Genomic DNA, 25,966 nt, shown 5'->3' on the forward strand with positions numbered 1-25,966 from the left:
CGGTCGTCGGACGAACGGATCGGTCCGCGCCCGACCGCGTCTACCGTGATGCCATGCAGTTCGACGGCCTCCACGCTGTCGCCGATTACGCGGCGCTCTACACCTCGCTGAGACAGGCCGCGTTCGTCGACCTCCTCCGTGAGAGGCTGGGCGCCTTCGACGTACGGTGCGACGAGGACAACCGGGTCGTCGTGTTCGCCTCCGACGACGCCGGTTCCGGATCGGACGGCGAGGTGACGGTCGTCCGGTGCCGGGCGTCGCTGGTCGCCGTGGTCGAACCGTCGGCGATCGTCTGGGGCTGGGCCCACCCGCTCGGCGACGAGACCGGGCTCGCGTCGAGACTGCGCGAGGCCGGTGCGCGACTGGGCATCGACGATTTCACCTCCCCGCGAGTGACGCTGCCACCCGGTCCGTCTCGCGACCTAGCCGACGATCCGGCCGACCGGGTAATCGACGTCATCGCGGCGGCGGCCGTCGGCAGCACGGGAATGAGTCCGTATTGCACGGTTCGTCTCGACGGCGACGATCGCGGCGTATTTCTTCTCGACGACCTCACCCTTCCCGAGCCGACCTTCGCCGACTTCGCCACCGGACTGCCGAGGATCATGGGTTCCCTTGCGGTGAACGATCATCGGGTCGCCATCCACGGCATGGCCGCACGGCGCGGCTGGCACATCAGCTGGCGCACCGGGACAGACGGCGGACGCTCACCGATCTGCGATGTGACCGACGGTCGTTCCGTGGCCCGGGTGAACTTCGACCGGCGCGGCCGGCCGATCGACTACCGCTGCGAACTGGCAGACCGGAACTGATACCCCAAGGGGTATACTTGCCTCTTGTCATAGCAGTTGCACACGTGCAAGAACAGTAGGAGGTCGCAATGGTCGGCGACGAAGAATCGATCGGCGTCGTGCTCAACCGGTTGCGGCGGGCTCACGGCCAGCTTGCCGGCGTGATCTCGATGATCGAACAGGGACGCGAATGCAAGGATGTCGTGACCCAGCTCGCCGCGGTGTCGAGTGCGCTCGATCGGGCCGGTTTCAAGATCGTCGCGACGGGCCTTCGGGAATGCATGACCGGCGAACAATCGCAGGACTCGGAACCGATGACCATCGACCAACTGGAAAAGCTGTTCCTGGCGCTCGCCTGATCGGGCGCGAGGAGTACGAGAGGAGCGATCATGAAACTCGGATACCGGACAACCCTGCAGACCAGCTTCGACGACGCCGTCGCCCGCACCAGAGAAGCGCTGAGCGATGTGGGTTTCGGCGTGCTCACCGAGATCGACGTGAAGGCGACCCTCAAGAAGAAGCTCGACGAGGACATGGAGAACTACCTCATCCTCGGAGCCTGCAATCCACAGTTCGCCCATCGGGCGCTCGGCGTCGAGCGTCAGATCGGCCTGCTGCTGCCCTGCAACGTCGTGGTGCGCGACGACACCGACCACGACGGGACGGTCATCGTCGAGGCGATGAATCCCGACATCATGGTCGCGGTGACCGACGCCCCCGGCCTGCCCGACGTGGCCGCCGGAGCCGCCGAACTGTTACAGAAGGCCATCGCCTCACTCGACTGAACGTCAAGTCAGGGACAGATATCTCACAGCGTCGGCGAGTCGGCCGACTCGACGTTGCATCGTGCCCGGGGTCCACGATTACCCTGTTGATTCGATGACCAGCGTGCGATCCCGTTTCTCCGATGCTGCCGACCGCGACCTGCCGCGTGTGGGCCGTCGAGCCGTACTCGCCGCAGGTGTCGGGGCGACCGCCATCGGGATCGCCGCCTGCTCGGGCAAGGCGCCCTCGACGTCGGTGCAGCCGCGCAACCTCGAAGGCCGGGCCGCCGACGACGAACTCCCCGTCGAGACGTCGCCGCCGCCGGTCACGAGCGGTCCCCCACTGATCACCGGTAGCTTCAGATCCGTCCGCATGGGCGGTCGGGACACCCGTTGGGCGGTCGCGCGGCCCAATGGGGTGACCGGCAAGCTCCCGGTCGTCGTGGTGCTGCACGCGTTGAACACCAACGAGAAGTCCATCTTCGGGCCGAAGCTCGAGATGCAGACCGTCATGCAGCAGTACGTGGACAACGGCAACACCCCGTTCGCGCTGGCCGCCGCCGACGTGGGTCGCAACTACTACCATCGCCGGACCGACGGCACCGATGGTGGGGCGATGATCCTCGACGAGTTCCTGCCGATGCTCGCGAACGACCCGAAGCTCAACCTGTCCACCGACCGCATCGGACTCTTCGGCTGGTCCATGGGCGGCTACGGCGCGCTGCGTCTGGCGTCGATGGTCGGCGCCCCGCGCGTCGCGGCCGTGGCCGTCAGCTCGCCCGCGATGTGGGCCGACCCGCGCAACTTCCCGCCGCGCGCCTTCGACAGCCTCGCCGATTACCAGGCCAACTCGCTGTTCGGTGCACAAGCGAGCTTTGCGAAGATCCCGCTGCTGATCAACATCGGTTCGAGCGATCAGTTCTACACCTACACCCGCCAGTGGGCCGCGGGTCTGCACCCGCCGGCCGCCTTCGGCACCGCTGCCGGCGGTCACACCAACCGGTACTGGCGCAGCGTGCTGCCCGAGCAGATCGAGTTCCTGGGCCGCAATCTCGCGGTGTGAGCGTTTCGCTCACTCGTTCCGTTCCCGCTCACGCAAATCGGGTGAGCGGGAACGGAGAACGTGAGCGGACCAGTGTCTAGATGCTGATGCGACCTTCGAGAGCGTTGCGCCCGATGTCGGTGCGGAAGTGCGAGCCCGGCAGCTTGATCTTCTCGATGCGGGCGTAGGCCTGGGCGCGGGCCTCGGCGAGGTCGGCACCGGTACCGACGACCGCGAGCACGCGGCCACCGGCGGAGACGATCGCGCCGTCGGCGTTGCGAGCGGTGCCCGCGTGCAGCACACCCTCGGCGTCGGCGCCGGTGATGATGTCACCGGTACGCGGCTTGCCGGGGTAGTTCTCGGCGGCGACGACCACCGTGACCGCGGCGCCGTCGCGCCATTCCAGCGGCGGGAGGTCGGCGAGCGTCCCGGTGGCGGTCGCGTTGAGTGCCGCACCGAGCGGCGACTTCAGCAGTGCGAGGACCGCCTGGGTCTCGGGATCACCGAAGCGACAGTTGAATTCGACGACCGCGGGACCGTCCTTCCCGATCGCGAGACCGGCGTACAGGAGGCCCGAGAACGGGATACCGCGCTTGACCATCTCGGCCGCAACGGGTTTGACGACCTCGTCGACGATGCGCTCGGTCATCTCGGCGGGCAGCCACGGCAGCGGAGTGTAGGCGCCCATGCCGCCGGTGTTGGGTCCGGCGTCGTTGTCGCCGACACGCTTGTGGTCCTGCGCGGGCAGCAGCGGGACCACGGTCTCACCGTCGACGAGGCAGAACAGCGAGACCTCGGGTCCGTCGAGGAAGCTCTCCAGCAGAACGGGGTGTCCGCTCTCCAGGCATTCGGCGGCGTGGTCGCGGGCGACGTCCCGGTCGGGCGTGACGACGACACCCTTGCCGGCGGCCAGACCGTCGTCCTTGACGACCCAGGTGGGCCCGAAGCGGTCGAGCGCGGCGTCGAGATGGGCCGGGTTGTCGACGATCTCCGCATGCGCGGTCTTGACGCCGGCGGCAGCCATCACGTCCTTGGCGAAGGCCTTGGAACCCTCGATCTGCGCGGCCCGGGCGCTCGGACCGAAGGTCGCGATGCCGGCCTCGCGCAGCGCGTCGGCGACGCCGAGGACGAGTGGCACCTCCGGTCCGATGACCACGAGGTCGGCGTCCAGCTTCTGCGCCAGGGCCACGACCGCTTCACCCGAGACCACGTCGACGGCGTGGTTGGTGGCGATCGCCGAGGTGCCGGCATTGCCGGGAGCGACATGCAGGTCGGTGACCGACGGATCGTTCTTGAGGCCGATGAGAAGGGCATGTTCGCGGCCGCCCGAGCCGATCACGAGTACTCGCACGACCATGACTCTAAACCGTCGGCGTATGCCGCCGCGAAAACGGGCGAGCGGGCCGGCAGTGGGATATCAGCGCAGCGTCGACAGAGCCCGGGCGCGTCTGTCGGCACCGATCGTCTCGTCGACGACGACCATGGCCACCGGCGCGAGCGTGGCGACCGCGATCGCGATGATCACCGACATCCCCGCCGCGCACAGGATCATCGCCGCCGCCAGGACTCCGACGACCGCAACCGATTGAATCATCGTGGCCGCGTTGGCTCCCAGCAGGTGAGCGGCCAGCACGACGACGCCCAGACAGTAGACCGCCAGGGGCGCGACGACCGCGGCGACGACCACCTCGTCGCCGACCACCGCGTGATGTTTGAGATACAGCGCGGACAGGTGGAGACCCACGCCCACCCCGACGGCCGACATGAGCAGGACGATGTGTCCGTATCCCCAGGGAAAAGCCTTGTCGCGCCGGATGTGCAACACGGTGCCGCTCGGCACCGCGCTGTAGATCCACCACATCGCGAAGGTGGCGGTCATCGTCGTGAAACCGAGAACCGCTGTGTCCAGCGTCCAGCCGAACTGCGCCACCTGCGCGCCCAGCAGCGTGACCACTCCGACCACGCCCTCGCCGAGGGTGACGATCGTCAACAGCATGTACCGCTCGGCGATGTGATGAGCATGCCACGGCGTTCCGTCGGTGCGGTTCTCGGCGATCACCGGCCCGGTCATCTCGATCAGGACACCGATGAGCATGCCGGCGACCGTCCACGGCAGCGACAGCTCGGAGAGGAGGACGAGTACCCACCAGAGCTGCGCGATCACCGTGGCGGCCGCATAGATGAGACACGCCCGACGATGCCGTTCGCTCTGTGCGGCCGCACGTAGCCACTGGATGACCATGCCGACGCGCATGACGATATAGCCGAGGACCAGCACCCGGTTGTCGATGTCCCCGCCGTGCGCGACGGAATCGAACACGGCCGGCATACCCACCGCGATGATCGCGACCCCCACCATCTGGATGAGGGTCACGAGCCGGAACACCCAGTCGTCGGTGTCGAAGGCCGAGGCGAACCACGCGAAGTTGATCCAGGCCCAGATCGCCGAGAACGTGCAGAGAAAGAAGCCGATGAACGCCGCGGCATAGTGCGCCTCGGCGAACTGGTGTCCCGCGAGGGTCGTCGCGACGGAGAAGCCGACCACGAAGACCAGGTCGTAGAACAACTCGAGGCCGGTCGCGACCCGCCCGTCCTGGTGCGGGTCGCGACCGGTCATCCGAGTCAGTCGAGATCGTGAGCGAGTGTGCGCGCCCGTCGGCGCCGTCGTATCCCCCGTTGTCACACCGGAGACTCTAGGCGCCCCACGTCGCCGCACGAGGGGAACACCGTCAGCGTTCCCCTCGTGGGCGATGCTCAGCTCGTCGGCTGGGTCAGGTCGTACATCGTGGTGCCGTCGACGGTGACGGGAGTGAAGTTGTCCTGAACCCACGTGCTGATCTGCGACGACGGCTGTGATGAGCCGCCGGCCATCCCGGGAGCGCCGGCGCCCGGCCCACCGCCACCGATGAAGTAGTGGATCTCCCTGGCGGCGACCAGCTTCTGGAACTCGGCGAGAGTCGGCGACGGATCGCTGCCGTTGAACCCGCCGATCGGCATCACCGAGTGGCCGGTCTCGAGCTGGTAGCCCGAGGCGGACTGCGAGCCGACCGCGGCGGCGACCCACGTGTAGTCGTCGGCGTCGGCGATGAGCTTGTCGACGACGGCCTGCGTCGGTGTGGAACCGCGCAGGAGCCCACCCGGCCCGTCGCCGCCGCGACCGCCGGGCATGCCCGGGCCACCGCGACCACCCGGACCGAACCCGCCCGCGACCGCCGGACCGGCGGTGATGATCGACCCGCTCTTCTCGGCCGTGACCGTGTCGACGGTGTATGCGACCGGCCCGGCCAGGCCCGCGATGACCGCGCCGCTCAACGCTGCCGCGGCGACAACCCGTATCCGGGCGAACACCATGGCCACCGCGGCCAGGAGGCCGACGATGAGGACCGCGTAGCGCAGCCACGGAACGAAGTCGGGCGTCCGGTCGAGCAGTACGAAGCCCCAGATCGCGGTGATCGCCACCGAGGCACCCAGTGCGAGGCGCACCCACAGGCGGTCCCGATGCGACCAGCAGACGGCACCGCCTGCCGCGACGACCGCGGCCACCGCCGGCGCCAGAGCCGCCGTGTAGTACTGGTGGAAGATGCCGGCCATGAAACTGAAGACACCCATCGTGACCAGCAGCCACAGACCCCAGACCGACAGATACGCGCGGCGCGGATCGGTGCGTCGGGCCTTGCCGATGAGCACGAGGGCCACGATCGCGAGCACGAGACCGGCCGGGATCAGCCACGCGATCTGACCGCCCTGCGCGGGTTCGAACATCCGCAGCCAGCCGGTCTCACCCCATGCGCCGCCGCGGCCCCCACCGGGCCCGCCCATGCCCTCCAGTGCACCCATGCCGTGACCACGACCGGGAACCACGGCCCCGGTCTCGTCACCGTTGAGCCTGCCGAGACCGTTGTAACCCAGTGTCAGTTCGAGGATCGAGTTGTTCTGTGACCCACCGATGTACGGCCGCGACGACGCGGGCCAGAGCTCGACGGCGAGAATCCACCAGCCGGCACTGACGATCATCGCACCGAGGGCGGCGAACAACTGACCCAGGCGACGGGGCCAGCCACCGGGACCGAAGGCGAGATAGGTGACCGACAGCGCGGGCACGATGAGGGTCACCTGCAACTGCTTGGTGAGGAATCCGAATCCGACCAACACGCCCGTGAGGATCAGCCACCGCCAACGACCGTCGTCGACCGCCTTCATCAGCGACCAGACGGCCGCGATCATCAGCAGGATGAGCAGCGCCTCGGGATTGTCGAAGCGGAACATCAGCGCCGCGACGGGTGTCGTCGCCAGTACCCCGCCCGCAAGGATTCCGGCCCGGTGACCGAAGTACTTCCGTGTGATCAGGTACAACAGGGCGACCGATGCCACGCCCATCAGGGCCTCGGGCACCAGGATTGACCATGAGTTGACGCCGAAGAGACGCGCACTCAGACCCGGAATCCACAGCGAGGCAGGAGGTTTGTCGACGGTGATCGAGTTCGCCATGTCCGACGACCCGAAGAACCACGCCTTCCACGACTCCGACCCGGCCTGGATGGCCGCCGAGTAGAAGGAGTTCGCCCAACCGTTGATCGAGAGATTCCAGAGGTAGAGGACCCCGGTTCCGATCAGCAGTGCGGCCAGCGAGAGGCGTTCCCGCAGAACGGTCCTCGCCGGGGGCGACGCCGGTTCGGGCGCAGGGGACGTCACACGTGCGTCGATGGTCGATGTCGTCATGCTGCAGCCTCCGATGTCTTGCGGAACACCCAGCGGAGACCGACGAACCGGGTGAGCGTGGCCACCAGGTTCGCGATCACCAGGATGATCAGTTCGATGTGTTTGGTCGCGTCCGGCGCGACGGTGTGCAGCAACAACAACGAGCCTGCGGTGACCAGCCAGCCGAACACGAACACCCCGAGCCCGAAGAGCTGGTGTCGCAGGGCATTGTCACGGCCGCGCACCCCGAAGCTGAACCTGCGGTTGGCGGCGGTGTTGAGAACGGCGGTGATCGCCAGGGCGACCAGGTTCGACACCTGTGCACCCAGGAAGGAATGCAGCGCCAGGAACAGCACCGCGAAGGCGACGGTCGACGCCACGCCCACCACGCAGAACCGCGCGAGCTGGCCGACCAACCCCTTGGGCACGCCGTCGATCTGGGGTCCGGCCGCACGGTCGCGACCGATGGAGGCGCGGAGCTGGGCGATCGGCAACCGACCCATCGCCAGCGCGAGACCGACTCGCGCACAGCCCTTCAGGTCGGCGAGTGCGGTGGGCATGATGTCGACGGTGCTGCCCGGGTCGTCGATCCAGTCGACCGGGATCTCCGCGATCCGCAGCCCGATCTGTTCGGCGAGCACGAGCAGCTCGGTGTCGAAGAACCAACCGGTGTCGGCGACGAATGGCAGCAACTCGCGGGCGATGTCGGCGCGCATGGCCTTGAACCCGCACTGCGCGTCGGAGAACCGGGCGCCCATCGCCGTCCGGAGGATGAGGTTGTACGACCGGGAGATGAACTCCCGCTTGGGTCCGCGGACGACACGCGACGACCGGCTGAGCCGGGTGCCGATCGCGATGTCGGAGTGCTTCGACACCAGCGGCGCGATGAGCGGCATCAGCGCGTTGAGGTCGGTGGAGAGGTCGACATCGCAGTAGGCGACGATCTCGGCGTCGCTGCGCTGCCACACCGCGTTCAGCGCACGGCCACGGCCCTTCTCGTCGAGGTGGACGACGCGGACGCCGTCGAGTTCGTCGACGAGACCGACGGCGATCGCGAGGGTGTCGTCGGTGCTGGCGTTGTCGGCGACGGCGATGCGGGCCGGATACGGCACGTGCCGACGCAGATGGTCGGCGAGCCGGCGCACCGACGACGCGAGGTCGGTCTGTTCGTTGTAGACGGGGACGACGATGTCGAGGACCGGGGTCGACACCGAACTGTCGGCGAGGGTGTACACCGGCGCCGTTGCGCCCGGCGGTGCTTGCGAAATCATGGGGACAACGATCTGCCCCCACCCTCGAACCAGTCTGGAACCCGGCTGGCAGGTTGCTGTGAACCGACGATCCCTGCTGTCGGGTGTCGCCACTACATTGGGGTCATGGTTGCCACCCTCTCCCCGGACCAGCTGACCGCCGCCAACCGCGTGATCACCAGCCTGGCCGGTGAGGGCGCCCGGCTGCGCGAGGACCAGCTGCGAGCGGTGTCCGCGCTGGCCGGCGGTGAGCCCGGCACTCACGGCGCGCGGGTCCTGGTGGTCCAGGCGACCGGGTGGGGCAAATCGGCCGTCTACTGGTCGGCCACCGCGATCATCCGTGCCGGCGGCGGCGGACCGACGCTCATCGTCTCCCCGCTGCTGTCGCTCATGCGCGACCAGGTGACCGCGGCGGCTCGCGGCGGTCTGTCCGCGGCGACGCTGAACTCGTCGAATGTCGACGAGTGGTCGGCGATCGAGGCACAGCTGCGGGCGGGCGAGCTCGACGTCCTGCTCGTCTCCCCGGAACGCCTCGCGAATCCCGGCTTCGGACGTCGTGTGCTCGACGCCCTGGCCGGCAACCTCGGTCTGTTGGTGATCGACGAGGCGCACGCGGTCTCGGACTGGGGTCACGACTTCCGGCCGGACTACCGCCGCGTCGCCGACGTGCTGCGCTCGGTCAACCCGACGACGCCGGTCCTGGCGACCACCGCCACCGCCAACGCCCGCGTCACCGAGGACGTCGCCGCGCAGCTCGACTCCGGTTCCGACGCGCCGACGCTCGTCCTCCGCGGACCGCTGGCCCGTAAGTCGTTGCACCTCAACGTTCTCGACGGGCTCTCGCCCGTGCAGCGGTACGGCTGGGTGGCGCAGGCCCTCCCCCATCTCCCGGGTTCGGGCATCGTCTACGTCCTCACCGTCGCCGATGCCGACCGGCTCGTCGAGGCCATCCGTGCGGTGCACGGCAACTCCGTCGAAGTCGCCGCGTACACCGGTCAGCTCGACGCCGACCGCCGGCACGAACTCGAAGATGCATTGCTGCACAACAAGGTCAAGGCACTGGTGGCGACCTCTGCCCTGGGGATGGGCTACGACAAACCCGACCTCGGCTTCGTCGTGCACGTCGGTTCACCGCCGTCGCCGGTCTCGTACTACCAGCAGGTCGGCCGCGCCGGGCGCGCCCTCGACGATGCCGTGGTGATGCTCCTGGCGTCGCAGACCGACGACCGGATCTGGGAACACTTCGCCACCGCCACGATCCCCGATCCCGACAAGATGCGTGACCTCCTGGCCGCACTGGAGGCCGCCGACGAGCCGCAGTCGGTCATCCAACTCGAGGCGGCCACACGCTTCCGCCGCACGCGAATCGAGTTGATGCTCAAGCAACTCGCGGTCGACGGCGTCACCGACCGCACCCCCGACGGTTGGGTCGCCACCGGCAAACCCTGGACCTACGACGCCGCCCACTACGACGGCGTGCTCGCCGTCCGCCGCCGCGAGGCCGACATCATGCGCGACTACATCGCGGGGCGCACATGCCTGATGCGCCTGCTGACCGAATCGCTCGACGACCCGCAGGCCGCCGACTGCGGCCGCTGTTCGGTGTGCCGAGGCGCGCTGAGTGAGGGACTACCCGACACCGTGGACACCGAGGTCGTCCGCACCGTCACGTCGACGCTGCGCCGCAAGGCCTCGACCCTCGACCCGAGGAAGATGTGGCCGGGAGGCGAATTCGGCCGTCGCGGAAGGATTCCCGCCGACCTCCTCGCCCAGCCAGGCCGCGTCCTGGCCCACGCCGATGCGCCCGAGTGGGTGGAGGTGCTGGCCGCCGCCCGCAGCGGCGACGAACGCGCACTCGGCGAACTCGGCGACGCAGCGGTCGCGACGCTGTCGGCGTGGGTGCGCGAGACGGGGGTCCGCGCCGATGTCATCGTGTCACTGCGCCTGACCGGCACGAACCTGGCCGAGACGCTGGCCGAACACCTGCGCGCGGTCGGGAAACGCGGCGGCGGGACCTTCCCCGTCCGTCTGGGCGATCCGCCGGCCGATGCGACCGGCGCGGTCGAAGCCGCGTATTGGCGCGATCACCTCGGTGATCCGCCCGAGGTCGCCGGCCAGAACGTGATGCTCGTCGTGGATGCCAACAGCTCCGGTTGGCCGATCACCCTGGCCGCCGCAGCGCTCCGCGAGGCCGGCGCAAACGCGGTGCTGCCGTTGCTGATCCACCGGACGGTGTGAGTCGCGGGTCCGACGCTCCCCTGGTTACCGGCCCAACGCGAGCACCTCGTCGAATCCGTCCGCGAGGCATGCGTGGAAGATGTCGACGTCCTCGATTGCACCGGTGTCCACGTCGATGCCCAGTTCGCAGGTGTCGACGTAGGTGAGGAGGGTGACGTTGACCGCTGCCCCGATGGTGGGGCCGAACGCGTACTGAGCTCGCAGCCGAGCGCCACCGAGGTAGACCGGCACCGGGATACCGGGAACGTCGCTGCACAGAAAGTCGACGTGACGCAGGACCGACCCGATGTACCAGCGCGGCATCAGGTTCATCGCACCGGCGATGAGCTGGGTGTACGGCAGCGAGCGCTCATTGCGGACACGTGCGGTCCGGCGGTGGATCTGCGCGATCCGCCGTGCCGGATCGACTTCTGCGCCAGGCACATCGAATCTCATCAAGGTGATCCGGTTGCCACCGGGGGCGTCCTCCTCGGTCCGCAGACTCACCGGCATGCACAGGTGGAGGTCGCCGACCTCGGCGCCGTGCTTCTCGTGGTACAGACGGAGCCCGCCGAGGACGCCGGCGACGAACGCGTCGTTGAGTGAACCACCGCCACGATGCCCGGCGTCGCGTAGTTGCCGCAGCGGAACCTCGTGGACGGCGAGATGCCGGACCAATGACCGGTCGGTCATCAGCGGCGATCCCGTCTCGTTGACCGGGCGAACCGTGCGGTACACCGATGCAGCGGTCTCGACCGCCGCGCCGGCCGTCGCGACGGGATGGCGAATGGCGTTGTAGGCCAACGACGGTGCGGATCTGACCAGGTCGGTGACGGTGTTCGACGCGCGTTCGGCGTCGAATCGCAGGGTATCCACGTAGTCCCGCCACCACGTTTCCTCGTTCGACGACGAGGCCGGGGCGTGGGGTGCGGCAGTCGGCTGTTCCGGTTCCTCGGTCAGGTCGAACAGCCGCAGCGCGATCTCGATCGCACCGACACCATCGGTGAGAGCGTGATGGAACTTGCAGACGACCGCGGCGCCGCCGTCGGCCAGCCCGTCGACCAGCGTCGCCTTCCACAACGGGCGGGCACGGTCGAAGTCCTCCATGGCCGCGATCCGCGCCATCTCCAGCACGGTGTCAAAGGTGCCCGGTGCAGGCGCGCTGACCCGGCGCGTGTGGAAGTCGAGATCGAAATCGGCGTACGGGACCCATCGGGGCGGCGCCGACAGCGGCGAGTACACGACGCGTTCCCGGAACATCGGGAGGTCGGCGGTGATGGTCTCGAACCGACTGCGCATCGCTTCCCAGTCGGGCGTGCGGTCCAACAGGAGGACCGTCACCACCGTCGATCGCAGGCGCGGGTCGGCCTCCATCGACCAGGTGAAAGCGTCGCTGTTGCGCATGTACTCGGTCATGACTGCCTCCGGCAACGACCGTACTCAGCCCCCGCCGCCTCCGTACCGTTTCGGCGCAGCAGAGGACTTTGTGCCTTGCTCCCTGAGTAGCCCCGGAGCGTGCGGAGGGGCGTATCGAAGGGTCAGTCGGCGACGTACTCGCCGTAGCCCAGCGAGCGCAGGCTCGCGCGGATCTTCTCGGCTGCGGCGTCGAGGTCCTCGGGGCTGGCGTTCTTGTTCGCGTTGGCGAGGTCGAAGGTCTCCAGCGACAGTCCCTGGAAGACGTGGATGTGCACGTGGGGCACCTCGAGACCGGCGATGAGCAGACCGATTCGCGGCGCGTCGAAGGCGTTCTTGACGGCCTGGCCGACCTTCTGGGCGACCCCGCTGAGATGGGCGAACAGCGAGCCGTCGATCTGTTCCCAGTGGTCGACCTCGTTGCGGGGCACCACCAGGACGTGGCCGGGGGTGACGGGTTCGATGGTCAGGAATGCGACGGCTTCGCCGTCCTTCCAGACGAAACGACCAGGGATGTCGCCGTTGATGATCATGCTGAAGACCGATGCCATGGCCCGAGTCTAGATGTTGTGGGGTCCGGCGACGGGGCGCAGCCGTGTTGTCCACGGGCCTGTCGGGGGTCCATGACATTCTTTTCGGTGTGAGTGGGCCAGAATCCTCCCGACCGGGACGCCGCGTTCGATCCAGCGCAGTCGGGTCCAGTGACGTCCTCGCCCGCGCACAACGGTTCCCGCGGCTGCGGTACATGGGGTCGAAGTACCGGCTGCTCCCCCACCTAGAACGCACCTTCGCCGAGATCGGCGGGTCGACGGCCGTCGACGCCTTCTCCGGCTCGGGCGTCGTGTCCTACCTGTTGAAGGCGCAGGGCTTCGAGGTCCTCAGCAACGATTTCCTGCATTTCCCGCACATCATCACGCGTGCCTCGGTGGCGAACTCGAGTGTCCGCCTCGAACCGGAACTCGTGGAGCAGATCTGCGGGACGGCCGCCGACGACCGCGACTACATCTCCCGCACCTTCGACGGTCTGTACTTCACCGCCGAGGACCGCGAGTTCCTGGACTCGGCGTGGTCGCACATCGACGCGCTGCGCGGCTACCGTCGCGACCTCGCCGTGTCCGCGCTGGTCCTCTCCGCCGCACGCAAACAACCCCGCGGGGTCTTCACGTTCACCGACTCCACCCGGTACGCGGACGGACGCCGCGATCTCACGATGTCGCTGCGCGACCACTTCCGGCTACGTGCCTCCGCCGACTACAACGCCACCGTGTTCAGCAACGGCTGCAGCAGTCGAAGTGTCCAGGGCGACATCTTCGACCTCGACCTGCCGTGGTCGGCGCCACCGGACCTCGTCTACCTCGACCCTCCGTATGCGCCGCCCGCCGACGACAACGACTACATCAAGCGTTATCACTTCCTCGAAGGACTCTCCGCGTACTGGCGCGGGATGACCATCATGGAGAACACCAAGACCAAGAAGCTGCCAAAGCGCTTCACACCGTTCGCCTACAAGCGAACCATCGAGGATGCCCTGCTGCGCACGTTCGAACACTTCGAGGACGCGGGCGCGATCGTGCTCTCCTATTCGTCGAATGCGTTGCCGGGCAAGGACCGGATCGTCGATCTGCTGGGCAAGGTCAAGCCGTCGGTCGAGGTGATCGCGATCGATCACAAGTACAGCTTCGGCACGCACGCCGCGGCGACTCGTCGAGACGTCAGCGAGTTCCTGTTCATCGGACGGGACTGACGCCGAGCACATGAGCACTGCAGTTGACTTCGACGACTATCTGAAATCGTTGGGCCGGTTGACCTCTCACGTCGACCCCACCGCCGCCACGCCGGAGGCCGAGCGGATCGTCGAGGCCACCGGACGCCTCGGCGGACTCCTCGACACCGACATCACCGGACTCGCCGCCTGGGTGCGCGACAACCCCAACGACGTCCCGGTGCTCGGGCTGGCGGTCGGGCTGTCGCAGGAGAAGCTCAAGAATGCGCTGCGCGATCGTTTCGACACCAGCGGCTGGCACGGACTGGCGCGCACCCAGCCCGTCGAACTGGTGACCTGGCTCGACGCGGAGTTCGATCTGGTGCGGATGTTGCGGACCCAGATGGAACGCACCTACACCTTCGCCGACATCCTCGTGGCCCGCGCGGGAACCCGCGCGACCGCGACCCGCGCCGGGGCATCGGGCCGGCGGATCGAGGACGAGATCGAGGACATCGCCCGCGACCTCGGTCTGGATTACACGACGCGCTCCCGGTTCGCCGGACGCAACGGACGCACCGCACCGGCCGACCTGATCGTCGGCGATCCGAACTCTGCCGACATCGTCGTGGCCGCAAAGGGTTTCGACTCCACCGGATCGAAGCTCACCGACGCCGTGCGCGAGATCGAGGAGATGGCCGAGGTGCGCCTGCCGACGCAGCTGGTCCTCGCGGTGATCGACGGAATCGGCTGGAAGTCACGACAGTCCGACCTCCGACGCATCCATCAGCTGTGGGCGACCCGCCAGATCGACGGCATGTACACCCTCGTCACGCTCGACCGCTTCCGCGCCGATGTCGCCGAGTTCGCCCGGTTGCGGCGCCTCATCTGACCCTTCGATACGCCCCTCCGCAAGCTCCGGGGCTACTCAGGGAGCAGATCATTCTGCGAGGAGCGGCAGGCGGACCCAGAAGGTCGCACCCTCACCGGGCGTGGATTCGACGCCGACCCGACCCCCGTGCGCCTCCACGAGGGCGGCGACGATGGACAGGCCCAGGCCGCTTCCGCCGCCCGAACCCCGATAGCGTGACTGGTCACCACGGTAGAACCGCTCGAAGACGTGGTCAGCGTCTTCCGGGGCCAGTCCCGGTCCGGTGTCGGCGACCGTCAGCACCACCTCCGATCCGCCGCCGGGAGCTGCCTCGACCGCCAGCCCGACCGTGATCGACGCGTCGTCCGGGGTGTGGTTGACCGCGTTGCCGATGAGGTTGCGCAGCACCTGCAGAAGCTTCGGCGCGTCGCCGGATACGACGGGCGGCTGGTCGCCGGTCGTCACCTCGAGCCGGATGTTCCGATCCGGGGCGGCCACCCGTGCGGACTGCACGGCGTCAGCGGCCAGGCTCAACAGGTCGACCGGTGCCGTGGCGAGGGGACGCTGCGCGTCGAGACGAGCCAGCATCAGCAGGTCCTCGACGAGCAGGTTCATCCGGCCCGCCTCGTCGTCGATGCGCCGCATGGCATCCGTGACATCGGGAACACCGCCCTGCGAATAGAGTTCGGCGAATCCCTTGATGGAGGTCAGCGGCGTGCGCAGCTCGTGGCTGGCGTCGGCGATGAAGCGTCGCATCTCCTCTTCGGAGGCACGGGCCTGCCGCTCGGACGCCGCAGTGGTGACGAAGGCCTGCTGGATCTGGCCGAGCATCGTGTTCAGCGAATCCGACAGACTGCCGACCTCGGTGTTGGGTGCGGCCAGCGGAACTCGGCGCGTGAGGTCGCCCTCGGCGATCGCCTGAGCTGTCTCCTCGACCCTGCGCAGGGGACGAAGACTGGTCCGCACCAACAGATAACTGAGCACGCCGATGAGCACCACGACCACGGCGCCGATGGCGGACTGCAGCCAGATCAGCCGGCTCACGGTGGCATCGATGTCCGACATCGGCGTGGCCACGATCGACGTACCGAACCGGTTGCTGCGCTTGATCACCCGCCACTGGGGACCGTGCGGATCCACCGATCCGACGGTCACCGGACCGGCGTTGTCGCCGGTGAGCCGGTCGAGATCCGGGGCGTGGTCGAACTGGTTGTAGACGCTGACCGCCGAGATACCGTCCGGCCCGCGGAGAATCGACTCCACGTAGTACGGCGACGGCGGACGACGAGGCCCCGGCGGGCCGGAGCGCGGTTCGTCGGCCGGAGATCGCGGCTCGGCCCAGGTGCGGGTGGCGTTGACCAGTCCTTCGTCGGCGCGGGAGATGAGGTCCTGGCGCATCGACGAGGTGACCGCCACCCCGGAGGCCAACAGCCCGACGACCACCAGGGCGAGCGTGAGTGCGACCAGAGAGAACCGCAGTGGCACACCGCGCTTGCGCGGCTGCGGCGTCGGAACCGGCGCGGACATCAGCCGCGCGGCTCGCGCATCACATAGCCGACACCGCGCAGGGTGTGGATGAGACGCTTCTCGCCGTTGTCGAGTTTGCGACGCAGGTAGGAGACATAGGACTCGACGACGTTCACCTCACCGCCGAAGTCGTAGTTCCAGACATGATCGAGGATGCGCGGTTTGGACAGCACCGTCCCCGCGTTGACCATGAAGTACCGCAGCAGAGTGAACTCGGTCGGCGAGAGCTGGACCGGTTTGCCCGCCTTGAAGACCTCGTGGGTCTCGTCGTCGAGCTCGATGTCGGCGAAGGTGATCCGCGACGAGGCCTGCTGCTCCTCGCCGAATCCGCTGCGACGCAGGAGCACCTGCAATCGGGCGACGACCTCCTCGAGGCTGAACGGCTTGGTGACGTAGTCGTCGCCGCCGATCGTCAGCCCGTTGACCTTGTCCTCGACCGAGTCCCGAGCCGACAGGAACAAGGCGGGGGCCTCTATCCCGTCCGCGCGGAGACGACGCAACAGACCGAAACCGTCCATGCCCGGCATCATGACGTCGAGGATCAGGATGTCGGGTTTCCTGCTGCGACATCGGTCGATCGCCGCCGGTCCGTCGGCGGCGGTCTCGACGTCGTATCCCTGGAACTTCAGCGACACCGACAGCAGCTGACGGATGTTCTCCTCGTCGTCGACGACGAGGACCTTCGCGCCGCGCGCTGCGTCGTTCTCGGCCGGTCTGGTCACACGTCTACTGTTCCAAAGTCGCCTGGGGCCTCACTGGCCGGACACTGGGAGGTTCCTGTGAGCCCTGACCTGCGGCTTCATCGGCGCCCCTCAGACTGTGGGGTCGCCGTAAGCAGCAGCGATGGCCTCGGAGTCGCGCCACCGGGAGTAGGTGGGAACCTGGGGCCACCCGGCGGGCGAGTCCTGCCACTCCTCCTGGCGCCCCCACGGCAGCACGTCGAGAAGGCCGAACGTGAACCCGAGCTGTTCGGTCCCACGACCCGCGGTGTGCCAGGTGCGGTACACCGTGTCGCCGTCTCGTAGGAAGACGTTGATCGCGAAACCCTCACCCGGAGCGGCGTCGACGTCGGCGGAGAAGGTCGTCCCTGCCGAGGAGTACCAGTCCATGCGGTTGCCGACGCGCTTCTTGTAGGCCAGTACTTCTTCGATCGGACCGTGGGTGATGATCACGAACCGGGCGTCGTAGTCGGCGAGGAAGTCGAGTCGGCTGAACTGCGTCGTGTACCCGGTGCATCCGGGGCACTGGTAGGTCGCGCCGGGATTCCACATGTGGTTGTAGACGATCAGCCGCGACCTCCCGTCGAAGACGTCGACGAGACGGATCGGCCCGTCGGGTCCGGTCAGGGTGTAGTCCGGCATCTCGACCATCGGCAGGCGACGGCGCTGCGCGGCGATCGCGTCCAGTTCGCGGGTGGCCGCCTTCTCCCTGGCGCGCAGTTCCGCCAGCGCGGCGGTCCAGGTGTCGTGGTCGGCCACGGGTGGAAGTTGATCGCTCATCGCGGTGCCCTTTCGATCGATGCGGATGGTCCCGCAGAGGCAGACCACGGCGCGGAGCTCAACTCATCGCTGCCGCATGTACGGCGCGGCGTACCCGATCTTCATGGGTGCCTCGCCGAGCCACGCCGCCAGCTCCGCGGCCCGCGCGTCGAGTTTCCTCCGGGCCTCGGCCGGCAGGGGTTCGAGCGGGTGGATCGCGATCGAGTTGTCATCCCGGCGATACCAGCCGCCGACGATCCGCCGGCCCACCACGCGGTCTGGCCGCCGTTGCCCACCGAGTCGAAGACCGCGGGTCCGTGATCGCCGAGGTAGAAATCGCGCTCCTTGAAGCCCATCGTCGTGGGATCGAGTTCGGGCAGCAGCACCGCCTGCGGTTCGCAGTCCTCGGCGTCCCCGTCCCCGTCCTCGTTGTCGCTGTCGCCGGGAAGGTCGTCGGGCAACACATGGCCGACGCCGCCGCCATCCAGGTCGACCTCTACCGTGCCGAGGTCGGCGAGCGCGACACGCACCGCGGTCTTGGTGGAACCCAGCCACCACACGATGTCGGTCTCGGTGCCCGGGCCGTACGTGCGCAGCCAGCGTTCGATGAGCGCTTTGTGCCCGTCGTGCACACTCGGCACGTCCGGGGTCTCGCCGAGCCACACCTTCATCGACGTCCACGCAGGGCGGGACAGATGCCAGTCGAGGCGGTTGGGTCCACGGACGATGTCGCCCGAGGCGTCGAGCATGTTGAGCACCCGCGGCCCGAAATGACTCTTACCGGCCCACGACTTGCCCTCGCCGAAGATGATCGACCCGTCCAGGGCGGGCAGTCGGCCGCGGAGTTCGGTGGACGTCAGGGACTCGCCGCCCGCGAGCTCGGCGAGGACCGCATCCCGCGCGGTCTCGATCCAGCCCTCCGGGTCGACCTCGGGAGTGCGCCGGAGATCGCGGAGCATGTTGGTGCGCTCGGAGGCAGAGATGCGGGGACCGAGCGCACCGATCGACTCGGCCAGAAGATCTCGGGGGAAGGCGAAGAGTGTTCGGCGCATCGCGAGATGTCTGACGAGGGTCCGGTCCCCGTACAGCGCGGTGTCGATGTCGGTGCGGGCGAGACCGTCGACCCGCGCCCAGGCGGACAGGTACACCGTCGACGGCGTGGTCGAGTGGAGGCCGACCATCGTCCTCGCGGCGTCGACGGCGGACGGTGCTCGCGACGCGGCGTCGAGATGCATGCGACGCATCAGACGGGAACGGCGCTGGGCGTCGGTGATGCGGGGTCGCACTGGCATGCCGCGATCCTAGTGATCTGCCGAGCCGAGGAAGCAGAGGAAAAGGGGGAGCCGGGAAGAGGGGAAGCGGGTGCCGGAGACCGGCCGACCCCCATCGACCCGGTACCCCGGCACCCGCCCGGTTGCGTGGGCCGGACGACACACAGCCCCCGACGGGCAGTGCCTGAGAACACCTCCGTGTGTCCTGCGACCGACGCATCCTTACGCTCCCGACCCCCGGTCGGGAACGCCCACCAAGGAGACCCCACCGCGCGAACCGAGTACAGCCGCCGTTCGGAATCGGGCGCGAACATCCAGGTCAGGACGCGAACGGACTATCCGGACCGGACACAGGCGAATCCGGATCCGGACGTGTTCAGGTCAGATGACCTGGTCGCTCGTGGCCCGACGTGTCCGTCGCCACGGCCTCCAACGCTGGCGCCCCCGTCCCACCTGTCGCAGAATGGGTCGGTCGATCAATCGTGCAGTCGGAGCGTGGAGTCGGGTGAGTGGATTTCGGTGAAGCGCTCGCGCGCCTGTTCGTGCAAGCGGGTCGCCCCACCCTTCGGGCATCGGCGGCCCGGGCCAAGGTCTCCGCGCAGCGGATCAGCGACTGGCGCAACGGCCGGCATCTGCCCCGCGACTTCGCGACCGTCGAACCACTCCTGGTCTGGCTGACGTCCCGGGCGGTGGCCGCGGGTGTCGCCGATGCCCTCACGATTCCCCAGTGGCGAGAACTGTGGCACCGCCACCTGAATCAGGAGGCGCACGAAACCCCCGCGCCGCCGGCCCGCCACGCCCGACCCTATGCCGGACTGGCCACTCTCACCGCCGCCGACAGCGAGCTGTACTTCGGCCGCGACGACCTCGTCGGCGTCCTCGTCGACACGATCATCACCGCCGGGTCCGGGCCCTCGATGCTGTCGCCCTCTTCCCGGCTCGTCGTCGTCACGGGGGTGTCGGGTTCGGGCAAGTCGTCGCTGCTGCGTGCCGGACTGGCCCGCGACCCGCGGATCTCGACACCACGTCTCGCGGAGGTCACCCCGGACGGGCTCACCATCGCGCCGCCTGTCGACGGTGAGACCGACGCGGTCATCGTCATCGACCAGTTCGAGAACGTCTTCTCCCTTGCCGACGAGCTGCGATCGGCCACGATGCGCGAGGTCGAGGAACTCGCGGCCGACACCGTCGTGGTGGTGGGGGTCCGCGCGGACTTCTTCAGCCAGTGTGTGGAACACCCGTTCCTCGCCGACGCCTGGCAGAACCGCTGCGTGATCGTCTCGGAGATGACGCGCACCCAGCTCCGCGAGGTCATCACCGCCCCGGTCCGGCTGGCCGGTGGACGTATCGAGGCGGGCCTGGCCGATGTGATGATCACCGACCTGTACGAGGCGTCGACGGTCGGCGACCGCGCCGGGAGGCTGCCTCTGCTGGCCCACGTCCTCCAGGCGACCTGGGCACGACGGTCCGGCAACCGCATGACCCTCTCCGGCTATCGCGCGACCGGTGGCATCGCCCGCGCGGTCGCCGACACTGCGGAAGCCGCGTGGGAGGCCATCGCCCCCGAACACCGCGACCTCGCCCGCGCGGTCCTGTTGTCCCTCGTACATGTGGGTCCGGCCGGGATCGCGCTGCGGGTGCCGCTGTCGACCTCGACCGTCAGCAGCCGCTTCCCACCCGAGGTCTCGACCGTCATCGACGAGTTCGCGCAGGCCCGGCTGCTGACCGTGTCCGCCGAGTCGGTGATGCTGGTGCACGACGTGGTGCTGACCGCGTGGCCGCGCCTGGCCGCGTGGATCGCCGACGACTCCGACACCCACGTGTGGTGGCAGCAGCTCGACGCCGACACCCAGTCGTGGGTGGACAACGGCCGGAGCCGCTCGTTCCTCTACACCGGTTCGCGACTCGACGACGCGAAGCGCCACCGCGAAGCCCTGCGCAGCAACTACGTCCACCTGCTGAGCAGGGACAACGACGAGTTCCTCGACTCCGCGGTCGCGGCGCAGCGTCGGCGCCGACTGTTGCAGGTGGGCGCGGTCTCGGTGATCGCGGTCCTTGCGATCGCGGCGTCGATCACCGCGGTCATCGGTTTCCGACAGGCACACGACCTGCGACAGCAGCGAAACGCCGCGGAACGCGCGGCCCTGCTGTCCCACATCGACAGCATGGAGCACTCGAATCCGTCGTTGGCGGCGCGGCTCCTCCTCGTCGCGCATCAGCTCTACCCCGACGATCCGACGGTGGCCGGGCGCCTGCGCGGCGCGGCCACCAGCCCGCTCGCCACACAGATCACCGGTCACACCGGTCCCGTGTACGACCTGGCGTTCGACCGGTCGGGCCGCTACCTCGCCTCGGCGAGCGGCGACCGCACGGTCCGGGTGTGGGAGAGCACCGACAGCACTCCTCGCTACCGCGCAGTGGCCACCCTGCGCGGGTTCGGCAACTACGTCACCTCCACCGGCTTCCACCCGACCCGACCGCTCCTGGCCACCTCCAGCGGTGACGGTTCGGTCCGGGTCTGGGACCTCTCCGATCCCGCCCGGCCGGTGCTGCGGGTGACGGTGCCGCTGCGCCGCGGCACCGTCTACATGGCCCGCTTCTCCGCCGACGGGCGCACACTCGCCGCCTCGTCCGACGACGGTTCCATCACGGTGTTCGCGGTGTCGCCGACCGGGACACTGCGCGAGACCGCGGTGATCCGGGGTCACGGTGCCGCCGCGCGAACGCTGTCCTTCAGCCCCGACGGACGGCTGCTCGCCAGCGGCGGGGACGACCGCGTCGTGCGTCTGTGGACCACCGGCGAGCAGCCCGCGCCCGTCGGCGAACCCATCACCGGGTTCCCCAGCATCACGCACGCCGTCGCCTTCAGCCCGGACAGTCGCTCACTGGCCGTCACCGGCGACAGCCCGAACGCCCAACTCTGGGACGTGACACAGCCGATGTCCCCCCGGCCGCTCAGCACGGCACTCCCGACCGCCACCGCCGGCTCCTGGTCGGTCACTTTCGATCCGACGGGTTCGCAGATCGCCTCGGCACGCGCCGACGGCATGGTCCGGGTGTGGAACACGACGAATCGCAGTTCGCCCACGGCCCAGTGGGCGCTGCAGACCGCCTCCGAGCAGGGTTCCGTGCGCACCTTCTCGGCCGCCTTCGACCCGACCGGTGACCGCCTCGTGTCCGGACGGTCCGACGGCACGATCGACGTCTGGTCGTTGCCCGACCGTTCGGTCCCCGACCGGGGCGGCACGATCAGCGGGGTGGCCACCGACCCGGCGCAGCGCATCCTCGCGACCGTCGGCTCGGACACCACCCTCAACGTCTGGACCCTGGACGGCCCGGAGATGTCCCTGCGTTCCCGCACTCCCGTCCAGCGGCGGGTCAACGACCACCCGCGCGTCTCGGTGAACGAACGCGGAACCCTCGCGGCGACGGCCAACAACAACGGCGGTCTCGTCGAACTGTGGGACATCGGCAACCCGGACGCACCCCGTGCCGCAGCCAGATTGCCGGTCGCGACGCGCTACTCGTTCCCGGTCGGGTTCGCGCCCACCGGCAACGTCCTCGCGACCGGCGACACCGACACCACGATCGCCCTGTGGGACACCAGCGACCCCACCTCGCCGACCCGCATCGGTGCTCCCCTCCGCGGTCCGGCCGACCTCATCCGCAGCGTCGCCTTCAGCCCCGACGGCACCCGCCTCGCGGTGACCTCCGACGACAAGCGCGTGTACATCTACGACCTGACCACTCGGGACACCAAACCGGTGACAGTGATCGCCGACGACGCACCCGTCACGCAAGCGGCCTTCGACGACGACGGCGCGGTCCTGGTCGTGGCCGCCCGCGATCTGTCCACCTGGCGGCTGCCGGCAACGGACACCGACGGCGAGGCCGAACTGATCGACCGGCATGAGGACATGTACGCCAACACGCTGTCCATGTCGCCCAACCGGATCGCGGTGGGCACCTCCACGCACGAGCTGATCAGCTTCGCGCTCGCCGACGACGGCACGCTGAGCGATCGGCAGTCGGTGGGGTCGCTGCTCAACTCCACCGACACCACCACGACCTGGCAGGTCCCGGTCCGGCTCCCGGCGGACGACGAGATCATCGCCGGCGGCGACACCACCGGCAACGTCTACGTGCACACGCTGGCGGTGCCCGACGCCCGCGAATGGGTATGCGACAGCACGACTCCCATGACCGAGGCGCAGCGGGAGACCTATCTGCCCCACGCCGACATCCGGGGCGACTGCGACTGAGATGGTCAGCGGAAGCCGAGCACTTCCTCGCCCCACGCCTCCCACAGGTCGCCGTCGAGATTCTGGACCACCCGGTCCTCGGCGTCGATGCGCAACACCGGTCGACGACCGGTGTCGTAGGTCGGCCAGCCGTCACCGAGCGGGCCGGCGTCGGGTGCGCGACCGTGCGCGAACGACGTCCACCGGCGCATGAGTCTCTCCGACACGGCTTCTCCTTGTCTGCGTCCGCCGAGCAGGAACGTGATGTCCCGCGGACCCGAACCGAGATTCCCCCATACGTAGGGCACCTCGGTGGCATGGGCGGCGCCGAGACCCAACAACCGGAACATCCTGGTGGTCCAGTCATATCGGTAGACGTAGACGGGCGCCCGATGTGCATGGACATCCGCGAGCCACAGCGTGGGCATGCGGAACGCGACGTCGCGCGCCACCCCGAGACCGGTGACCTTGGGGCGCAGACCCGAGTACGCCGAAAGCACTTGTGCGCGTTCGGGCAACACCACCTCGGGGTATTCCTCGCGCATGCCGGCGAACATCCGCTCGATCTCCTCGGTCGTGATCGGCATGAGCGGCGACTTCATGTATTTGAAGAGGTTCGCCTCGTCGCGGTTGGTCCCGATGATCAGCGGGACGGGCAGCGCCCGACCGTCACGGTAGACGTCGAGGGGATATTCGGGCAGCAGGTCGCCGTCGACCACCGGGGCGAAGGCGATGGTGCCGGGCGATTCGGTGGGAACCTTGGCGAACAGTTCCGTGGTCAGCGTCGAACACCTTGCGCCGTCGAGGGATTCGAGACGTTCCACCACCCCCGCCGTGTCGCCCGGGTCCTCGACACCGACGGTCTCGAGCAGCATCTGCGCGACGCGGGCGGCCCGGTCGGCGCCGTACATCGACGTCACCGGCGAACTCTGTGCGATCGCGCGGCCGAACAGCCCCTCCGCCGCGGGCATCGTCAACAGCGCGGTGACGAGCCCGGCGCCCGCCGACTCACCGAACAGGGTCACCTTGTCCGGATCGCCGCCGAAGGCAGAGATGTGGTCGCGCACCCAGGCCAGCGCCGTGAGGACGTCGCTGAGGCCGACGTTCGACTCGAAGCGGGGATCGATCGACGACAGGTCGGCGAACCCGAGCACGCCGAGCCGGTAGTTCAGGGTCACGATCACCACGTCGCCGGTGGCGGCGAGCGCCGCGCCGTCGTAGTACGGCTGGCTGCCGGAACCCAGCACGTACGCTCCGCCGTGCAGCCAGACCATGACCGGCAGTGCGACGGCGTCGTGCGCATGCTCCGACGCCCCCGGTGGTGTCCACACGTTGAGGAACAGACAGTCCTCGTCCATCACGACGTCCGGTCCGAGCCGGACGGCCGGGTTGAGTTCCTGCGGGCACACGGCGCCGAACATCTGGGCGTCGATGACGGTGTCGGCGTCGCCGTCGGGGATCAGCGGCCGGGCACGACGCCATCGCAGGTCGTCCAGAGGCGGCCGCGCATATCGGATACCGCGCCAGACATCGGCGCGGTCGGTGGCGACCCCGCGGTAGGTACCCAGCGCGGTACGAGCAAGCGGATCCGCGGCCGGGGACGCCGACGTCGTCTCGGCTACGGCGGAGATACCGGGTTCGTCGTGCTCCATCTGTACATCGTGCCCTGCAAGAGGAACCACGGGTGGCCGGAACGCGCACCTCGGCTGGGTAAAGTGCAGACCATGGATGTACTACGCAACGTCGTAATTCTGCTGCACATCGTCGGCTTCGCGGTGACCTTCGGAACCTGGGTCTCGCAGGCGGTCACCCGCGAGTTCCGGTTCACCCGCGTCATGGACTACGGCGTGCTGCTGTCGTTCATCACCGGACTCGCGCTCGCCGCGCCGTGGCCCGCCGGGATCGACCTGAACTACCCGAAGATCGGCATCAAGCTGGTCATCCTCGTCGCCCTCGGTGCGATCCTCGGCATCGGCAGCGCGCGACAGAAGCGCACCGGTGAACCGGTGCCGCGTGCACTGTTCTGGACCGTGGGCGCGTTGTCGCTGCTCGCAGCCGGTCTCGCCGTCATCTGGTGACACGAGAGGTGGCGGGCGTTCGAGCCCGCCACCTCGTGGAGCCCCCTGTCAGGATTGAACTGACGACCGCTCGCTTACAAGGCGAGTGCTCTACCACTGAGCTAAGGAGGCGTGCGTGCGCGAGTATATCCACCGCGCCCGCGCCCGACCCAGCGGACCCGGTCAGGCCGGGATCGCGGCGACCGCCTCGATCTCCACCAACTGGTCGTCGTAGGCCAGTACCGAGACACCCAGCAGGCTGCCGGCCGGCTTGTGGTCACCGAAGGCCGCGGTCACCGCATCCCACGCGACCACCAGGTCGGCTTGTAGGTGTTCGGCGACGAAGACGGTGACCTTGGCCACGTCGGCCAGCGACGCACCCGCCTCGGCGAGTGCCGTCTCCAGGTTCGCCATGCACCTCCGGGCCTGTTCGCTGACGTTGCCCGGGGCGACGGTGGCGCCGTCCTCGTCGATGGGTGCGGCACCCGCGGTGAAGACGAGACTGCCGGGGGCCACTGTCGCACTTCGGGTGTGACCGTCACGGGCACCGTTGATCTGCACTGAGGACATGCCACGATCCTAGAGTGCCGCGGCGGGCTCGCGGCCCTGCGTGAGTTCCGCCGTGTCCCGGTGGTTCGCAGACG

General features: G+C 68.6%; 20 protein-coding genes, 1 tRNA gene and 1 pseudogene. 9 read left to right on the plus strand and 13 right to left on the minus strand.

Translation table 11 applies throughout. From position 1 onward, the window contains the following. Window positions 1-53: 53 nt before the first annotated feature. From GOAMI_RS07360 to GOAMI_RS07375, 4 genes are all read left to right on the plus strand, one after another. Complete coding sequence (locus GOAMI_RS07360; RefSeq protein WP_006435819.1) at window positions 54-812, plus strand: DUF6882 domain-containing protein; 759 nt, start codon at window positions 54-56, stop codon at window positions 810-812. Between the two features lie 68 nt (window positions 813-880). Beyond that, complete coding sequence (locus GOAMI_RS07365) at window positions 881-1,150, plus strand: metal-sensitive transcriptional regulator (RefSeq protein ID WP_006435820.1); 270 nt, start codon at window positions 881-883, stop codon at window positions 1,148-1,150. A 30-nt stretch (window positions 1,151-1,180) separates the two neighbouring features. Further along, the gene (locus GOAMI_RS07370) at window positions 1,181-1,576 is read left to right on the plus strand and encodes a DUF302 domain-containing protein (RefSeq protein WP_006435821.1); all 396 of its coding nucleotides are present in this window, start codon (window positions 1,181-1,183) and stop codon (window positions 1,574-1,576) included. 94 nt (window positions 1,577-1,670) lie between these two features. Further along, complete coding sequence (locus GOAMI_RS07375; protein ID WP_006435822.1) at window positions 1,671-2,618, plus strand: alpha/beta hydrolase; 948 nt, start codon at window positions 1,671-1,673, stop codon at window positions 2,616-2,618. A 76-nt stretch (window positions 2,619-2,694) separates the two neighbouring features. On the opposite strand, the gene purD is transcribed toward GOAMI_RS07375, so the two are convergent. The 4 genes from purD to GOAMI_RS07395 form a co-directional block, all read right to left on the minus strand. Next, complete coding sequence (purD, locus tag GOAMI_RS07380) at window positions 2,695-3,948, minus strand: phosphoribosylamine--glycine ligase (protein WP_174324711.1); 1,254 nt, start codon at window positions 3,946-3,948, stop codon at window positions 2,695-2,697. A 66-nt stretch (window positions 3,949-4,014) separates the two neighbouring features. Further along, entirely contained in the window at window positions 4,015-5,214 is a 1,200-nt protein-coding gene (locus tag GOAMI_RS07385; RefSeq protein WP_006435824.1) for a low temperature requirement protein A, read from the minus strand. Window positions 5,215-5,351: 137 nt separating this feature from the next. After that, a complete protein-coding gene (locus GOAMI_RS07390) occupies window positions 5,352-7,316 on the minus strand; it encodes an ArnT family glycosyltransferase (RefSeq protein WP_006435825.1) in 1,965 nt (654 codons plus the stop codon). Further along, window positions 7,313-8,566, minus strand: coding sequence for a bifunctional glycosyltransferase family 2/GtrA family protein (locus GOAMI_RS07395; RefSeq protein WP_040004644.1), 1,254 nt, complete (start codon window positions 8,564-8,566; stop codon window positions 7,313-7,315). Before GOAMI_RS07395 ends, GOAMI_RS07390 begins: the two co-directional genes overlap by 4 nt. 105 nt (window positions 8,567-8,671) lie before the next feature. On the opposite strand from GOAMI_RS07395, the gene GOAMI_RS07400 reads away from it, so the two are divergent. Then, window positions 8,672-10,783: a RecQ family ATP-dependent DNA helicase gene (locus GOAMI_RS07400; RefSeq protein ID WP_006435827.1), complete on the plus strand. Its 2,112-nt coding sequence runs from the start codon at window positions 8,672-8,674 to the stop codon at window positions 10,781-10,783. Window positions 10,784-10,807: 24 nt separating this feature from the next. Here GOAMI_RS07400 and GOAMI_RS07405 read toward each other — a convergent pair whose 3' ends face one another. After that, window positions 10,808-12,178 (minus strand): wax ester/triacylglycerol synthase domain-containing protein, encoded by a 1,371-nt coding sequence (locus tag GOAMI_RS07405; RefSeq protein ID WP_006435828.1) that lies wholly within the window; start codon window positions 12,176-12,178, stop codon window positions 10,808-10,810. Window positions 12,179-12,300: 122 nt separating this feature from the next. Beyond that, window positions 12,301-12,726, minus strand: coding sequence for an HIT family protein (locus GOAMI_RS07410; protein ID WP_006435829.1), 426 nt, complete (start codon window positions 12,724-12,726; stop codon window positions 12,301-12,303). 194 nt (window positions 12,727-12,920) lie between these two features. Between GOAMI_RS07410 and GOAMI_RS07415 the strand changes: the two genes are divergently transcribed. Then, on the plus strand, window positions 12,921-13,919 hold the full coding sequence (locus GOAMI_RS07415; protein WP_006435830.1) for a DNA adenine methylase: 999 nt from the start codon (window positions 12,921-12,923) through the stop codon (window positions 13,917-13,919). Window positions 13,920-13,929: 10 nt separating this feature from the next. After that, window positions 13,930-14,769: a hypothetical protein gene (locus tag GOAMI_RS07420; RefSeq protein WP_006435831.1), complete on the plus strand. Its 840-nt coding sequence runs from the start codon at window positions 13,930-13,932 to the stop codon at window positions 14,767-14,769. A gap of 48 nt (window positions 14,770-14,817) precedes the next feature. Here the strand turns inward: GOAMI_RS07420 and GOAMI_RS07425 are convergent, their stop codons facing one another. The 4 genes and pseudogenes from GOAMI_RS07425 to GOAMI_RS07440 all read right to left on the minus strand — a co-directional run bounded on the left by GOAMI_RS07425 (window position 14,818) and on the right by GOAMI_RS07440 (window position 19,045). Then, window positions 14,818-16,275, minus strand: a complete 1,458-nt coding sequence (locus tag GOAMI_RS07425) for a sensor histidine kinase (RefSeq protein ID WP_006435832.1) — start codon at window positions 16,273-16,275, stop codon at window positions 14,818-14,820. Continuing rightward, the gene (locus tag GOAMI_RS07430) at window positions 16,275-16,997 is read right to left on the minus strand and encodes a response regulator transcription factor (RefSeq protein ID WP_006435833.1); all 723 of its coding nucleotides are present in this window, start codon (window positions 16,995-16,997) and stop codon (window positions 16,275-16,277) included. Before GOAMI_RS07430 ends, GOAMI_RS07425 begins: the two co-directional genes overlap by 1 nt. 90 nt (window positions 16,998-17,087) lie before the next feature. Next, window positions 17,088-17,774 (minus strand): DUF899 domain-containing protein, encoded by a 687-nt coding sequence (locus GOAMI_RS07435; RefSeq protein ID WP_024500187.1) that lies wholly within the window; start codon window positions 17,772-17,774, stop codon window positions 17,088-17,090. 63 nt (window positions 17,775-17,837) lie between these two features. Next, window positions 17,838-19,045: pseudogene (locus GOAMI_RS07440) on the minus strand (winged helix DNA-binding domain-containing protein). A gap of 488 nt (window positions 19,046-19,533) precedes the next feature. Between GOAMI_RS07440 and GOAMI_RS07445 the strand changes: the two are divergent. Further along, the gene (locus tag GOAMI_RS07445) at window positions 19,534-23,286 is read left to right on the plus strand and encodes a WD40 repeat domain-containing protein (protein ID WP_006435839.1); all 3,753 of its coding nucleotides are present in this window, start codon (window positions 19,534-19,536) and stop codon (window positions 23,284-23,286) included. Between the two features lie 5 nt (window positions 23,287-23,291). Here the strand turns inward: GOAMI_RS07445 and GOAMI_RS07450 are convergent, their stop codons facing one another. Then, on the minus strand, window positions 23,292-24,917 hold the full coding sequence (locus GOAMI_RS07450) for a carboxylesterase/lipase family protein (protein ID WP_006435841.1): 1,626 nt from the start codon (window positions 24,915-24,917) through the stop codon (window positions 23,292-23,294). Window positions 24,918-24,989: 72 nt separating this feature from the next. On the opposite strand from GOAMI_RS07450, the gene GOAMI_RS07455 reads away from it, so the two are divergent. Then, window positions 24,990-25,343: a hypothetical protein gene (locus GOAMI_RS07455; protein ID WP_006435843.1), complete on the plus strand. Its 354-nt coding sequence runs from the start codon at window positions 24,990-24,992 to the stop codon at window positions 25,341-25,343. 36 nt (window positions 25,344-25,379) lie between these two features. Here GOAMI_RS07455 and GOAMI_RS07460 read toward each other — a convergent pair. Together GOAMI_RS07460 and GOAMI_RS07465 are read right to left on the minus strand one after the other, a co-directional pair. Further along, window positions 25,380-25,454: transfer RNA gene (locus GOAMI_RS07460), tRNA-Thr, on the minus strand. A gap of 51 nt (window positions 25,455-25,505) precedes the next feature. Then, the gene (locus tag GOAMI_RS07465) at window positions 25,506-25,892 is read right to left on the minus strand and encodes a RidA family protein (RefSeq protein ID WP_006435844.1); all 387 of its coding nucleotides are present in this window, start codon (window positions 25,890-25,892) and stop codon (window positions 25,506-25,508) included. Between the last annotated feature and the right edge of the window lie 74 nt (window positions 25,893-25,966).

The organism is Gordonia amicalis NBRC 100051 = JCM 11271, from assembly GCF_000332995.1.
GTDB classification, from domain to species: domain Bacteria; phylum Actinomycetota; class Actinomycetes; order Mycobacteriales; family Mycobacteriaceae; genus Gordonia; species Gordonia amicalis.